The 12,170-nt window shown below is 69.4% G+C and carries 16 protein-coding genes; 12 read left to right on the top strand and 4 right to left on the bottom strand.

Annotated features, from left to right (window positions below; translation table 11 throughout):
* Positions 1-83: 83 nt before the first annotated feature.
* Positions 84-1,301 (bottom strand): NADP-dependent malic enzyme, encoded by a 1,218-nt coding sequence (locus ACIBX3_RS29685; RefSeq protein ID WP_397122623.1) that lies wholly within the window; start codon positions 1,299-1,301, stop codon positions 84-86.
* A gap of 272 nt (positions 1,302-1,573) precedes the next feature.
* Between ACIBX3_RS29685 and ACIBX3_RS29680 the strand changes: the two genes are divergently transcribed.
* From ACIBX3_RS29680 to ACIBX3_RS29665, 4 genes are all read left to right on the top strand, one after another.
* Positions 1,574-2,422 (top strand): ABC transporter substrate-binding protein, encoded by an 849-nt coding sequence (locus ACIBX3_RS29680; RefSeq protein ID WP_397122621.1) that lies wholly within the window; start codon positions 1,574-1,576, stop codon positions 2,420-2,422.
* 3 nt (positions 2,423-2,425) lie between these two features.
* Positions 2,426-3,253 carry an amino acid ABC transporter permease gene (locus ACIBX3_RS29675; protein ID WP_397122619.1) on the top strand — a complete coding sequence of 276 codons (828 nt, stop codon included), beginning with the start codon at positions 2,426-2,428 and terminating at the stop codon, positions 3,251-3,253.
* On the top strand, positions 3,250-3,993 hold the full coding sequence (locus tag ACIBX3_RS29670) for an amino acid ABC transporter ATP-binding protein (RefSeq protein WP_397122617.1): 744 nt from the start codon (positions 3,250-3,252) through the stop codon (positions 3,991-3,993). Before ACIBX3_RS29675 ends, ACIBX3_RS29670 begins: the two co-directional genes overlap by 4 nt.
* A gap of 80 nt (positions 3,994-4,073) precedes the next feature.
* Positions 4,074-4,499: a CGNR zinc finger domain-containing protein gene (locus tag ACIBX3_RS29665; protein ID WP_397122615.1), complete on the top strand. Its 426-nt coding sequence runs from the start codon at positions 4,074-4,076 to the stop codon at positions 4,497-4,499.
* Here the strand turns inward: ACIBX3_RS29665 and ACIBX3_RS29660 are convergent.
* The gene (locus tag ACIBX3_RS29660) at positions 4,496-4,870 is read right to left on the bottom strand and encodes a S24 family peptidase (RefSeq protein ID WP_397122613.1); all 375 of its coding nucleotides are present in this window, start codon (positions 4,868-4,870) and stop codon (positions 4,496-4,498) included. The two genes, ACIBX3_RS29665 and ACIBX3_RS29660, sit on opposite strands and share 4 nt — an antisense overlap.
* Before the next feature lie 17 nt (positions 4,871-4,887).
* Between ACIBX3_RS29660 and sodN the strand changes: the two genes are divergently transcribed.
* From sodN to ACIBX3_RS29645, 3 genes are all read left to right on the top strand, one after another.
* Positions 4,888-5,289, top strand: a complete 402-nt coding sequence (sodN, locus tag ACIBX3_RS29655; RefSeq protein ID WP_366328640.1) for a superoxide dismutase, Ni — start codon at positions 4,888-4,890, stop codon at positions 5,287-5,289.
* A gap of 128 nt (positions 5,290-5,417) precedes the next feature.
* Positions 5,418-5,855, top strand: coding sequence for an anti-sigma factor (locus ACIBX3_RS29650; RefSeq protein WP_397122610.1), 438 nt, complete (start codon positions 5,418-5,420; stop codon positions 5,853-5,855).
* 17 nt (positions 5,856-5,872) lie between these two features.
* Positions 5,873-6,652, top strand: coding sequence for an RNA polymerase sigma factor SigF (locus tag ACIBX3_RS29645; RefSeq protein WP_188197456.1), 780 nt, complete (start codon positions 5,873-5,875; stop codon positions 6,650-6,652).
* Here ACIBX3_RS29645 and ACIBX3_RS29640 read toward each other — a convergent pair.
* On the bottom strand, positions 6,649-7,032 hold the full coding sequence (locus ACIBX3_RS29640) for a hypothetical protein (protein ID WP_397122608.1): 384 nt from the start codon (positions 7,030-7,032) through the stop codon (positions 6,649-6,651). The two genes, ACIBX3_RS29645 and ACIBX3_RS29640, sit on opposite strands and share 4 nt — an antisense overlap.
* A gap of 79 nt (positions 7,033-7,111) precedes the next feature.
* On the opposite strand from ACIBX3_RS29640, the gene ACIBX3_RS29635 reads away from it, so the two are divergent.
* The gene (locus ACIBX3_RS29635) at positions 7,112-8,077 is read left to right on the top strand and encodes a diacylglycerol/lipid kinase family protein (RefSeq protein ID WP_397122606.1); all 966 of its coding nucleotides are present in this window, start codon (positions 7,112-7,114) and stop codon (positions 8,075-8,077) included.
* A gap of 272 nt (positions 8,078-8,349) precedes the next feature.
* Positions 8,350-8,604 carry a WhiB family transcriptional regulator gene (locus tag ACIBX3_RS29630; RefSeq protein ID WP_138668094.1) on the top strand — a complete coding sequence of 85 codons (255 nt, stop codon included), beginning with the start codon at positions 8,350-8,352 and terminating at the stop codon, positions 8,602-8,604.
* A 4-nt stretch (positions 8,605-8,608) separates the two neighbouring features.
* Here ACIBX3_RS29630 and ACIBX3_RS29625 read toward each other — a convergent pair whose 3' ends face one another.
* On the bottom strand, positions 8,609-10,078 hold the full coding sequence (locus ACIBX3_RS29625) for a histidine kinase N-terminal domain-containing protein (protein ID WP_397122604.1): 1,470 nt from the start codon (positions 10,076-10,078) through the stop codon (positions 8,609-8,611).
* 65 nt (positions 10,079-10,143) lie between these two features.
* Here ACIBX3_RS29625 and ACIBX3_RS29620 point away from each other — a divergent pair, with 65 nt between their 5' ends.
* The 3 genes from ACIBX3_RS29620 to bioD all read left to right on the top strand — a co-directional run bounded on the left by ACIBX3_RS29620 (position 10,144) and on the right by bioD (position 12,150).
* The gene (locus ACIBX3_RS29620) at positions 10,144-10,593 is read left to right on the top strand and encodes a hypothetical protein (RefSeq protein ID WP_397122602.1); all 450 of its coding nucleotides are present in this window, start codon (positions 10,144-10,146) and stop codon (positions 10,591-10,593) included.
* A gap of 10 nt (positions 10,594-10,603) precedes the next feature.
* Complete coding sequence (locus ACIBX3_RS29615) at positions 10,604-11,323, top strand: GntR family transcriptional regulator (RefSeq protein ID WP_397122600.1); 720 nt, start codon at positions 10,604-10,606, stop codon at positions 11,321-11,323.
* 113 nt (positions 11,324-11,436) lie between these two features.
* Entirely contained in the window at positions 11,437-12,150 is a 714-nt protein-coding gene (gene bioD / locus ACIBX3_RS29610; protein ID WP_397122598.1) for a dethiobiotin synthase, read from the top strand.
* The last annotated feature ends 20 nt before the right edge of the window (positions 12,151-12,170 follow it).

The raw sequence follows: 12,170 nt of genomic DNA, 5'->3' as shown, positions 1-12,170 counted from the left end.
CTCACGTACCCACGGAAGCGCCAAGCAATCGGAAAATGTCCTTGACCTGCGGCGGGGGCCGAAGCGCCCCCGCCTGCCGAGGGTCAGGCGCGGGCGACGCCGTCGGCGCGGGCCTGCGCGGCCACCGCGGCCGTGACGGCGGGCGCGACGCGATCGTCGAACGGGCTCGGGATGACGTACGCGGGCGCGACGTCGTCACCGACGACGCCGGCGAGCGCGTTGGCCGCGGCCACCTTCATGCTCTCGGTGATCGTCGAGGCGCGGACGTCCAGGGCGCCCCTGAACACGCCGGGGAACGCCAGCACGTTGTTGATCTGGTTGGGGAAGTCGGAGCGCCCGGTGGCGACGACCGCGGCGTGCCTGGCGGCCACCTCGGGATGGACTTCCGGGGTCGGGTTGGACAGGGCGAACACGATCGAGTCCGTCGCCATGGAGGCGATGGCCTGCTCGGACACGGTCGAGCCGGACAGCCCCACGAACACGTCGGCGCCCGCCAGGGCCTCCTCCGTCGAGCCGGCGTGGCGGGCCCGGTTGGTGTCGCGGGCCAGCGCCTCCTTGACCGGGTTGAGGCCCTCCCTGCCCTCGTAGATCATGCCCTTGGAGTCCGCGACCGCGATGTCGCCGATGCCGGCCTCCAGGAGGATGCGGGTGACCGCGACGCCGGAGGCGCCGGCGCCGGCCACGACCGCGCGCAGGTCGCCGAGCGCGCGGCCGGTCAGGCGGGCGGCGTTCTGCAGCGCGGCGAGCACCACGATGGCGGTGCCGTGCTGGTCGTCGTGGAAGACCGGGATGTCGAGCAGGTCGCGCAGGCGGGCCTCGACCTCGAAGCAGCGGGGCGCGCTGATGTCCTCGAGGTTGATGCCGCCGAACGACGGCGCCAGGCGCACGACGGTCTCGACGAGGGCGTCCACGTCGGTGCAGTCCAGGCAGATCGGGACGGCGTCGACGTTCGCGAACTCCTTGAACAGCAGCGCCTTGCCCTCCATGACCGGCATGGCGGCCGAAGGGCCTATGTCGCCCAGGCCGAGCACGGCGGTGCCGTCGGAGACGACGGCGACGACCCTGGAGACCCAGGTGTAGTCGTTGACCAGCGCGGGATTCTCGGCGATCGCGGTGCAGACCCGGGCCACCCCGGGCGTGTAGGCGAGCGAGAGGTCGTCCGCGTCGCGGACGGGAACGGTGGAGCGGACCTCGAGCTTGCCTCCGCGGTGCAGCGCGAAGGCCGGATCGAGGTCAAGAGAATCGACGGATGCAGAAGATGCAGAAGCGGGCGTGGCAGCCACAGCGACCCCTGTAGTCATGGAAGTCATCGGAAGCGTGAGGACCTTCGGCGGACGAGCGCGAGCGGGCTGGCTTCGGTAGCTGCCAGGGTCCCCTCGTCGATCATCCCGTGAGGGGGGTTCGGGGGTCACCCGTGACCCCATAGTGCCACATGGTGAGATGGTGTTCGGTGTCGGCGCCGACGCCGTTCCGTTGACGCATCGTTAAACGGTGGATGACGGACTGCAGCAAAACCCCATTTAAACTGCACAAAACGCAAGCTTCTTAGCTTTTCACTCATAGGAGGCCGTACATGGCCCTCAGTCTTAAGGGCCGCCGTGGCTACGCCGCCGGCGCGCTCGCCTTGACCGCTGCGCTCGCGCTGACCGCGTGCGGCAGCGACACCGGCTCGAGCTCCGGCACCACCAGCGCGACCGCCGCCGGCGGCGCCAAGCTGGTCCAGCCCGGCAAGCTCACGGTCTGCACGAACATCCCGTACGAGCCGTTCCAGTTCAAGGACTCGAGCGGCAAGATCGTCGGGTTCGACGTGGACATCGTCGACCTCGCCGCGAAGAAGCTGGGCGTGACCCAGGAGATCGTGGACATCGACTTCGCGGTGATCAAGAGCGGCGCCGCCATGGCGGCGAACAAGTGCGACGTGGCGGCCGCAGGCATGACCATCACCCCCGATCGCCAGAAGAACATCGACTTCTCCGTCCCCTATTTCGACGCCACGCAGGCGCTGCTGGCCAAGAAGGGCACGGGCGCGACGTCGCTGGCCGACGTGAAGGCGAAGAACCTCAAGCTCGGCGCCCAGGCCAGCACCACCGGCCTCGACTACGTCAAGAAGGAGGGCTTCGACCCCACCGAGTATGCCGACTCCGCCAAAGAACTGCTGGCCCTGCAGTCCGGTCAGGCCGACGTGATCGTCCAGGACCTGCCCGTGGTGCTCACCTGGCTGAAGAAGCCGGACGTCGCCGCGAAGTTCGAGATGATCGGCAGCCTCGACACCGGTGAGCAGTACGGCATCGGCCTGAAGAAGGGCGCCGACCCGGTCCTGCTCAAGACGATCAACGACGAGATCGCCAAGGCCAAGCAGGACGGCACCTACGAGAAGATCTTCGTGAAGTGGTTCGGCAAGAAGCCCGGCGAGCTGGGCTGATCCATGGCCGACCAGCCGAAGGCGGCTGAGCCTGCCCGCGCCAGGCTCAGCCCTCGGAAGAAACAGCAGATCAGCCGGGGCGTCCAGTACGCCATTCTGGTCATGGCGCTTGTCGGCCTCGTCCTGTGGGCCGACTGGGGCAGCCTCGCGCAGAACTTCGCCAAGGCGGACGTGGCGCGGGAGGCACTCCCCGAGCTGTTCACCATCGCCCTGCGGAACACGATCATCTACTCGGTCAGCGGTTTCGTCTTCGCGTTCGTGGTCGGCCTGCTGCTCGCGCTCATGCGGATCTCCCCGGTCGGGCCCTATCGCTGGATCGCGCTCGTCTACATCGAGATCTTCCGCGGCCTGCCCGCCCTGCTGATCTTCTTGATGATCACGTTCCTGCCCCTGGCGCTCCCCGGCTTCGAGGTGCCCGGCGGGACGTACGGCCAGGCCGCCCTGGGGCTCGGCCTGGTCGGCGCGGCGTACCAGGCAGAGGTCTTCCGCGCGGGACTGCAGGCCGTGCCCAAGGGGCAGACCGAGGCGGCCAGGTCGCTGGGCATGTCCGCCACCCGGGCACAAGTCACCGTGGTGATCCCGCAGGCTGTCCGGATGGTCATCCCGCCGACCACCAATCAGTTCGTGGCCCTGCTCAAGGACTCGTCGCTGGTGCTGTTCCTCGGGGTGTCGGGCGAGTACGTGGAGCTGGCCAAGTTCGGCAACGACCTGGCCTCCCAGTTCGCCAACGCCACGCCGATCATGGTCTCGGGCGTCACGTACCTGATCGTCACCATCCCGCTGGGATACCTCGCGTCCCGGCTCGAGGGACGTAAGGGGAGGACCGTATGACGCACGCCATCGAGATCGCGGACCTGCACAAGTACTTCGGGCAGAACGAGGTGCTCAAGGGCATCGACATGACCGTCGAGCCGGGGCAGGTCGTCTGCGTCATCGGACCTTCCGGGTCGGGCAAGTCGACCCTGCTGCGCTGCGTGAACCTGCTGGAGGTCCCCACCAAGGGCAAGGTCTTCGTGGAGGGCGTCGAGGTCACCGACCCCGACGTGGACATCGACGCCGTACGACGCCGCATCGGCATGGTCTTCCAGCAGTTCAACCTGTTCCCGCACATGACCGCGCTGCAGAACGTGATGATCTCCCAGCAGCGGGTGCTGAAGCGGAGCAGGAAGGAGGCCGAGATCGTCGCCAGGGAGAACCTGGAGAAGGTCGGCGTCGGCGAGAAACGCGACGCCTATCCGGCACAGTTGTCGGGCGGGCAGCAGCAGCGGGTGGCGATCGCCAGGGCGCTGGCCATGAACCCGGACCTGATGCTGTTCGACGAGCCCACCTCGGCGCTCGACCCGGAGCTCGTCGGCGACGTGCTCACCGTCATGCGGAAGCTGGCGGAGGAGGGGATGACCATGCTCGTGGTCACCCACGAGATGGGGTTCGCGCGGGAGGTGGCCGATCGGGTGGTGTTCATGGACGGCGGCGTGATCGTCGAGGACGGTGCGCCCGCCCAGGTGATCGGCGACCCGAGTCAGGAGCGCACCCGTTCATTCCTCCGCCGCGTCCTGCACCCGGAGGAGTAGCGACGCACAGGGCGGCCGCCGGGGACACCGCATGCGGCCGCCCCACCACAGCCGCGTGCTGGGCTGTGTAATACTCCGGCATGGACCTGACCTCTTACGCCGAGTGGGCGGTCCGCCTGGCCAACGACCCCGCCCCGCCGCCTGACCTGGTGCGGCTCCGGGACGAGCTGGCGGCGGTCTTCGACGCGGCCGGCGACGATCGGGCCGTGGCGGAGCTGCTCAACGCCCTGCTCGTGCGCTATCCCGTACGCCCGCAGCTGACCGACCACGACGGCGGGCACTGGCACCTCCACCTGGCCGAGGACCCGGCCGCCACCGCCGTGATGGGCCTGGCCGCGGTCGTGGCCGAGCTGGGCGCGGACCGGCTGGGCCGCTGCCTGGAGCCGCGCTGCGGCCGGGCCTTCCTGGACACCTCCTCCAACCGCTCCCGCCGCTACTGCTCGGCCCGCTGCGCCAGCCGCGCCAACGTCGCCGCCTTCCGCGCCCGCCGCAGGAACGCCTCCTAGCGTCGCCGCCGCCTGCGCACCAGAGGCCAGTAACGCAGCACCACGCGCCCGACGATGTCGTGGACCGGCCCGAAGTCCCAGCTGTCGCGCCGCCCGCCGGCCCGCTGGTTGTCGCTCTCCAGCCACCACCCGTCGGCCCCGTGCCACTGCGCCCGTTTCACGATCAGCCGATCCGGGTCGCCGGGGAGCCTGGCCACCACGAGATCGCCCGGGTGGACGGTGGCGTTCCGGCGTACCAGAAGCCAGTCCCCCGGAACGAGCCCTGGGCGCATGGAATCGCCCTCGACACGCACTCTCATGGGCTGAGACCCCCCACTCCGCAGGCATTGGGACACGAGTAAGGTCGGTTGTGGACCAAGCTGATTCAGCATCCAGGAAGGACTTTCTGATGCTCGCACGACTGCTACGACCCAAGCATGTCGCTTCCGCACACTGCGACCTGCCCTGTGGGGTCTACGACCCCGCTCAGGCCCGCATCGAGGCCGAGTCGGTCAAGGCGATCATGGAGAAGTACGCGGCCAACGAGGACGCGGTCTTCCGCGCCCGCGCGCTGACCATCAAGGAAGAGCGCGCCGAGCTCGTCAAGCACCACCTGTGGGTGCTGTGGACGGACTACTTCAAGCCGCCGCACCTTGAGCAGTACCCCCAGCTTCACCAGCTCTTCTGGGACGCCACGAAGCTCGCCGGCGCCGCCGGTGCCAAGGGGACGGTCGACGTCGCCAAGGCCGAGGACCTGCTGGGGAAGATCGACGAAATCTCCAAGATCTTCTGGGAGACCAAGGCCGCCTAAAACGGCACATAAGGCTCTGTGCGGTCGCAGGCCGCACAGAGCCTTTTCCGTTGATGGCGAGTCTGATTCGTCCAAGCACCTCTCCGGGGCGGTAAGTTGCAGTTGGCGTCGGATATGCGAGGAGGACCGTGACCAAGGAAACCGAGACGCGCGCGGAAGGCGTGGCCGGCATCCGCGACGTGGTGAGCATCAGGCTCCCCGCCGCGAGCGCCTACCTGTCTGTGCTGCGTACGGCCACCGCTGGGCTGGCGGCGCGGCTGGACTTCACGCTGGACGAGATCGAGGATCTGCGGATCGCGGTCGACGAGGCGTGCGCCATGCTGCTGAGTGAGGCGGTGCCCGGCACCGACCTGACCGCCGAGTTCGAACTGACCGGGCACGAGATGCAGGTCAGGGTCGAGGTGGCCACGGTCGGGAGCTCCGCTCCCAAGCGCGACGACTTCGCTTGGATGGTGCTGACCGCCCTGGCCGATGACGTCGACGCGGTGACTGACTCCCCCGATCGCATGGCGATCGTCCTGCGCAAGCGCCGAGGCGCGGCCCAAAGAACGGCGGGGCCGGCGTGACGGAAAGGACTGGAGCCATGGCCACCAGCGAACACGCCGTGCCCGACAGGGTGCGCGCCCGTCAGCTCTTCGCCGAGCTGGCCGAGCTGGGCCCCGAGGAGCCGCGCCGCCAGCGCATCAGGGACGAGCTGGTCGAGCTTCACCTTCCCTTGGTCGAATATCTGGCTCGCCGCTTCCGCAACAGGGGCGAGTGGCTCGACGACCTCACTCAGGTCGCCACCATCGGCCTGATCAAGTCCATCGACCGCTTCGACCTCAACCGCGGCGTGGAGTTCTCCACATACGCCACGCCCACCATCGTCGGTGAGATCAAGCGGCACTTCCGGGACAAGGGCTGGGCGGTCCGCGTGCCGCGCCGCCTGCAGGAGCTCAAACTCTCGCTGACCAAGGCCATAAGCGATCTGTCGCAGCGGGAGGGACGCGCCCCGACGGTGGCCGAGCTGGCCTCCTACCTGAAGATGACCGAGGAGGAGGTGCTCGAGGGCCTGGAGTCGGCGAACGCCTACTCGACCGTGTCGCTCGACGCGCCCGACTCCGGCGACGACGACGCCCCCGCGGTGTCCGACTCGCTCGGCATCGTGGACGAGTCGCTCGAGGGCGTCGAATACCGCGAGTCGCTCAAACCGCTGCTCGAACGGCTGCCGCCGCGCGAGAAGCGCATTCTGCTGCTGCGGTTCTTCGGCAACATGACGCAGTCGCAGATCGCCACCGAGCTGGGCATCTCGCAGATGCACGTTTCGCGCCTGCTCGCCCGCACGCTGGCGCAGCTGCGCGAAGGGCTGACGGCCGACGACTAACCGTCGCCGTAGAGCGCGTGGGTGGTGGGAGGCGCCAGCAGCGTCGCCAGCCCGGCCAGGGCGACCACGATCAGCGGGATCCCGAGCTGCGCCTGGCCGGACTGGATCAGCGTGACGGCGACGGGCACCATGAAGATCTGGGTCAGCACGCCCGGCGACCTCCCCCACCGCTCCATCCTGAACAGCCCGCCCCACGCCACCCAGAGCAGCCCGGCCCCGACCAGCAGGCCGAACGCCGCCTCGGCCAGGGCGGTGGTCATGTTGTCAGGCGTCCCGATCAGGCTCTCCACTGCGACGAAGACGCCGAGCCCGACGGCGACGAGGCCTTCCAGGGCGACGATGGCGGCGGCGATCACGAGGGTGAGCGGGCGACGGTTCACGCCCGTACACTACCCCGCGACTCCCCCGGTGGCCCTTCCGACCTGCGACGCGGCGGCGAACGCGGGCTACCCTGGCGATATGCGCGCGATGCTGCTGGTGAACCCCAAGGCCACGACCACCAACGCCCGCACCAGGGACGTGCTGATCCGCGCGCTCGGCGCGGCTGTGCAGCTCACGGTCGAGGAGACAGGCTACCGGGGGCACGCGGCGACGCTGGCCGCCACCGCCCGCGCCAAGGGATACGACGTGGTGGCGGTGCTCGGCGGCGACGGGACGATCAACGAGACCGTCAACGGCCTGCTCAACCCGGTCAACGGCGATGACGCCCCGCCCCTCGCCGACCCGAGCGCCGGCCGGCCCGCGCTCATCGTGATCCCCGGCGGCAGCGCGAACGTCTTCGCCCGCGCGCTCGGCCTGCCCAACGATCCGATCGAGTCGACAGGTGCGGCGCTGGAGGCGCTCAGGGAGGGCCGGCGCAGGACCGTGGGCCTGGGCCAGGCCCTCTGGGAGGGGCAGAGCCGGTACTTCACGTTCTGCTCGGGCATGGGGTACGACGCCGAGGTTGTACGGGCCGTGGAGGGCCTGAGAGGCACCGGCAGGAAAGCTACCCCAGCACGGTATGTGAACACGGCTCTGAGGCACTATCTGGCCACGGACAAGCGGCATCCAGCGATGACGCTGACCGGTCCAGGGATCCCGACCGCCGAGGGCGTCTTCATGGCGATCATTTCCAACACCTCACCGTGGACGTACGTCGGCAGCAGGCCCGTGCGCCCGACCCCGTGGGCCAGCTTCGAGACCGGGCTGGACCTGCTCGGATTGCGCCGGATGGGGCTGGTCTCGCTCACGCCGGTGATCCGTCATATCCTTACGGAGAGTGACGTCCTTCCATCCGGACGACACCTCGTGCAGCTGCACGACGAGGCCGAGTTCACGCTCACCGCGGAGCGCCCCGTGGCCTTCCAGCTGGACGGCGACTACCTGGGCGAACGCGAAAACGTAACATTCCGGTCTACACCGAACGCGTTACAAGTTCTGGTCTAGCTGGTTACATTCGGTCATTGTGTGACGCATCCGACATCCATAACAGCCAAAACTTCGTCCGTACCCCCTTGCGTGCACTCTCCGTGGCTGACAGTCTCAAGATTGACGTCGGAACGTAGGACCTTTAACAACCCCAGGGCCCTCCGCCGTCAACGGACGACCCCGGTCCTCAAAAGGATTCGGGTACTCGTTCGCGCGAGTTAGTGAAACTCTTCACAAAGTAGTGGCCGCACGGAGCCGACCAACGGCTTCATCTACTAAGGAGTGGACGCATGGACTGGCGCCACCGAGCTGCCTGCCGTGACGTGGACCCCGAGCTGTTCTTCCCGATCGGCAACACCGGCCCCGCCCTCATGCAGATCGAGGAGGCCAAGCAGGTGTGCAGGTCCTGCTCGGCCGTTGACGCGTGCCTGAAGTGGGCGCTGGAGTCCGGGCAGGACGCCGGTGTCTGGGGCGGTCTGAGCGAGGACGAGCGTCGCGCGTTCAAGCGCCGCAGCGCCCGCGCCCGCGCCCGCGCCAGCGCCTGAACGTCTAGCCGGCAGGCAGCGGGATCGACAGCACGGCCTCCGTGCCGCCCTCCGGGCGCGGCCGGATGGAGATTTTGCCCGACAGCTCGCCCTCGACCAGCGTGCGGACGATCTGCAGGCCGAGGCTGGTGGAGCTGTCGAGGTCGAAGCCCCCGGGCAGTCCCCGCCCGTCGTCCCACACGGTGACGTTGAGCCGGTCGAGCGCCGGCTCCACCACCACCTCCAGCCGTTTGGGCCGCCCATGCTGCAACGCGTTCTGCAACAGCTCGGTCAGCGCCATGGCCAGCGGTGTGGCGATCAGCGACGGCAGCACGCCGAACGCGCCGACGCGCCGCGGTGTGACCGCAGCCTCCGCCGCCCCCACTTCCCCGGCCATCGCGATCACCCGGTCGGCGATCTCGTCGAAGTTCACGAACTCCTCGGGCGCGTGAGACAACGTCTCGTGCACGATCGCGATCGACCCGACCCGGCGTACCGCCTCCTCCAGCGCCTCCCGGCCCTCCGGGACCCGCAGCCGCCGTGCCTGGAGCCGCAGCAGCGCGGCCACGGTCTGCAGATTGTTCTTCACCCGGTGGTGGATCTCTCGGATCGTGGCGTCCTTGGTCATCAGCTCTCGCTCGCGCCGCCGCAGCTCGGTCACGTCCCTGATGAGCACCAGCGCGCCGATGCGGCCGCCGCCGACGATCAGCGGGATGGCCCTGAGCTGCACGATCGTGCCGCCCGACTCGACCTCCGTCTCCTTGGCCGCGCGCCCGCTGGCCACGATCATGAGGTCCTCGTTGATCGGCTCATCGGAGTAGCACAGCGTCGCGGTGACCCGGCCCAGCTCGGCGCCTACCAGGTCGGCGTGCAGGCCGAGCCGGCGGTAGGCGGACAGGGCGTTCGGGGAGGCGTACGTGACGCGCCCGGCCCGATCCAGCCTGAGCAGCCCGTCGCCGACACGCGGCGAGCGGACCAGGATCGGCTCCTCGCCGGAGAACGGGAAGCGGCCCTCGGCCACCATCTGCGCCAGGTCGGAGGCGCTCTGCAGGTAGGTCAGCTCCAGACGGGAGGGCGTACGCGCCGACGACAGGTTCGTGGAGCGCTGGATCACCGCCAGGAAGCGGCCCTCGCCACCCTCGACCGCGCGCCGGACCGGGATCGTCTCCTCCCTGACCGGGACGCCCGTGGACCAGTCGGGATCGCCCTCGCGGCAGATGCGGCGCTCGTTCCACGCGGTGTCGATGAGCTGGCGCTCGCCCTTGGCCGCCACTGTGCCGACGATGTCGTCGTGGTAGACGGTGGGGCCGGTCGTGGGGCGCATCTGGGCGATCGCGATCCAGCCGTTCTCCCCCAGCAGGGGCGCCCACAGGATGAGGTCGGCGAACGACAGATCGGCCAGCAGCTGCCAGTCGGAGACCAGCGAGTGCAGCCAATCGAGGTCCGCCTCGTCGAGAGCGGTGTGGCGGGCGACCAGGTCGCTGAGAGTCGGCACGACTGCATCATGCGTGCTTTCCCCGCCGAGAACCAAACCGACTCCCTTGAGGAATGCGCAGCGTCATGAGCGGGCAGGACTCCGCAGTAGGCCACCGCACGCCCACGCGTTCGCACAGTGAACACGAATACGGCATCGTTCACCCGGCTGGTCCCTTGGCGAAAACTCTTATTGTGAAAACCGTCACACTGCCGAAGTCGCCCGGGGCCGGGGACGGGGTTGTGCGGGGCAAGCCGGAGGTGATCTCCACGGGCACGTGGTACGCCCGCGACACGCGTCGCGTGGGTGCGGAGAGCTGCGGCGGGCCGCTCGACGCGGCCACCGTGCGGACCTCGGTTGCGATCGCGCGCACTGCTGTGGATATCCTTCACCATCAGCCTGAGCAGCCCGGATTCGCGACTGACAGGCGCTCGGCGTCGGCCGGCCGCGGGGGCCCGCGGTTGACCGCCCGGGCCAATGTGAGTTCCGATGATCCCGCGGTGATCAAACACGCCTCACCGCCGTGGCAGAAGTGAAGGTGAGCGCGTGACAGACGACAGCCCCCGTGTACCGAAGTACTACGACGTCAAACGCAGCCTGCTCGAGCTCACCAAGAGTCTTCCGCCTGGCACGGCGCTGCCGCCCGAGCGGACGCTGGCGGTGCGGTTCGAGACCTCCCGCACCACGGTGCGTCAGGCGCTCACCGAGCTCGTGGTCGAGGGGCGGCTGCTGCGCATCCAGGGCAAGGGCACGTTCGTGGCGCAGCCGAAGGTGGCGCAGGTGCTGCAGCTGACCTCGTACATCGGGGACCTGCGCACCGCCGGCCTGGAGCCGGACACCAAGATCCTCGAGATGGGCTACATCACCGCTGACGAGCCACTGGCCCGCCGGCTGGCCATCAACCCGGGCGGCCGCGTGCTGCGCATCCACCGCCTCAGGCTGGCCAACGGGGAGCCGGTCTCGATCGACACCACGCACCTGTCGGCGCGCCGCTTCCCACGGCTGCGGCGGGAGCTGGAGGCGCACTCGTCGCTGTACGAGACGCTGCACAACGCCTACAACGTACGGCTCACGGACGCCGAGGAGATCATCGAGACCGTCCTGGCCACCCCGTACGACGCCAAGGCCCTCGGCGTCGACGTCGGCCTCCCGATGCTCCTGCTCACCCGCCACGCCTTCGACGCCGACGGCAACCCGGTCGAATGGGCGCAGTCCCTCTACCGCGGCGACCGCTACAAGTTCGTCACCCGCCTCCGCCGGCCGTAGCGCCCCTTTCTCCGCCATACCGGCGGGATCGTTCCGGTGGCCGGCTCATGGAGCGCCATCGCTTCCCTCAGACCTTCGCCGGCGTGCGGGAAGGACGGGCCTACGCTGGGACCATGAGCATTCTCGTCGTCACAGGCACCGGCGCCGGCGTGGGCAAGACCGTCGTGACGGCCGCCGTGGCGGCGCTGGCCAGAGGGCGGGGTTCCGCCGTTGCCGTGGTCAAGCCCGCTCAGACCGGCGTCGCGCCAGGGCATCCGGGGGACCTCGACGCGGTCATCCGGCTTGCCGGGGTCACCACCACCTTCGAGCTGTGCCGGTTCGCCGAGCCGCTGTCACCGGCCGCGGCGGCGAGGGCCGCCGGGATGCCACCGGTGCCGATGGCGGGGGCCGCGCGGCTGGTGCGGGAGCTGGCCGAGAGCAACCGGCTGGTGGTCGTGGAAGGGACAGGGGGGCTGCTCGACCGGTACGACGAGGACGGCGCGACCATCGCCGATCTGGCGAGATCACTGAGCGCGCAGGTGCTCGTCGTGGCCGGGACCGGCCGCGGGGCGGTCAATCAGGCGGCGCTCACCCTGGAGGCCCTCGCCCACCGCGGGCTCGACCTGGCCGGGCTGGTCATAGGGCGGTGGCCGGACGAGCCCGGGATCGTGGCGCGGAGCAACGTGGCCGATCTGGAGATGCTGGCCGCCCGGCCGTTGGCGGGTGCGCTGCCGGAGGGGGCGGGGGCTCTCGGACGGGAGGCGTTCGCGGAGGTGGCGCGCCATGGGCTGGCCCCCACGCTCGGTGGCACATTCGATCCCGCCGCCTTCCGGCACCAGGTCCGCTAGCCGGCCGCCTGCGGTTCGGC

This window comes from Nonomuraea sp. NPDC049480 (assembly GCF_044465905.1).
Taxonomy (GTDB): domain Bacteria; phylum Actinomycetota; class Actinomycetes; order Streptosporangiales; family Streptosporangiaceae; genus Nonomuraea.
The sequence above is the reverse complement of the archived record's forward strand: the minus strand, read 5'-3'. Positions and strand labels throughout refer to the sequence as shown.

Bases quoted from the DNA above. Each gene is read 5' to 3' on its own strand.
- ACIBX3_RS29620 (WP_397122602.1), top strand. From the start codon at position 10,144: ATGAGCGGGCAGGACTCCGCAGTAGGCCACCGCACGCCCACGCGTTCG.
- bioD (WP_397122598.1), top strand. From the start codon at position 11,437: ATGAGCATTCTCGTCGTCACAGGCACCGGCGCCGGCGTGGGCAAGACC.
- ACIBX3_RS29645 (WP_188197456.1), top strand. From the start codon at position 5,873: ATGGCCACCAGCGAACACGCCGTGCCCGACAGGGTGCGCGCCCGTCAG.
- ACIBX3_RS29635 (WP_397122606.1), top strand. From the start codon at position 7,112: ATGCGCGCGATGCTGCTGGTGAACCCCAAGGCCACGACCACCAACGCC.
- ACIBX3_RS29685 (WP_397122623.1), bottom strand. From the start codon at position 1,301: ATGACTACAGGGGTCGCTGTGGCTGCCACGCCCGCTTCTGCATCTTCT.
- ACIBX3_RS29660 (WP_397122613.1), bottom strand. From the start codon at position 4,870: ATGCTGAATCAGCTTGGTCCACAACCGACCTTACTCGTGTCCCAATGC.
- sodN (WP_366328640.1), top strand. From the start codon at position 4,888: ATGCTCGCACGACTGCTACGACCCAAGCATGTCGCTTCCGCACACTGC.
- ACIBX3_RS29675 (WP_397122619.1), top strand. From the start codon at position 2,426: ATGGCCGACCAGCCGAAGGCGGCTGAGCCTGCCCGCGCCAGGCTCAGC.
- ACIBX3_RS29680 (WP_397122621.1), top strand. From the start codon at position 1,574: ATGGCCCTCAGTCTTAAGGGCCGCCGTGGCTACGCCGCCGGCGCGCTC.
- ACIBX3_RS29665 (WP_397122615.1), top strand. From the start codon at position 4,074: ATGGACCTGACCTCTTACGCCGAGTGGGCGGTCCGCCTGGCCAACGAC.
- ACIBX3_RS29670 (WP_397122617.1), top strand. From the start codon at position 3,250: ATGACGCACGCCATCGAGATCGCGGACCTGCACAAGTACTTCGGGCAG.
- ACIBX3_RS29630 (WP_138668094.1), top strand. From the start codon at position 8,350: ATGGACTGGCGCCACCGAGCTGCCTGCCGTGACGTGGACCCCGAGCTG.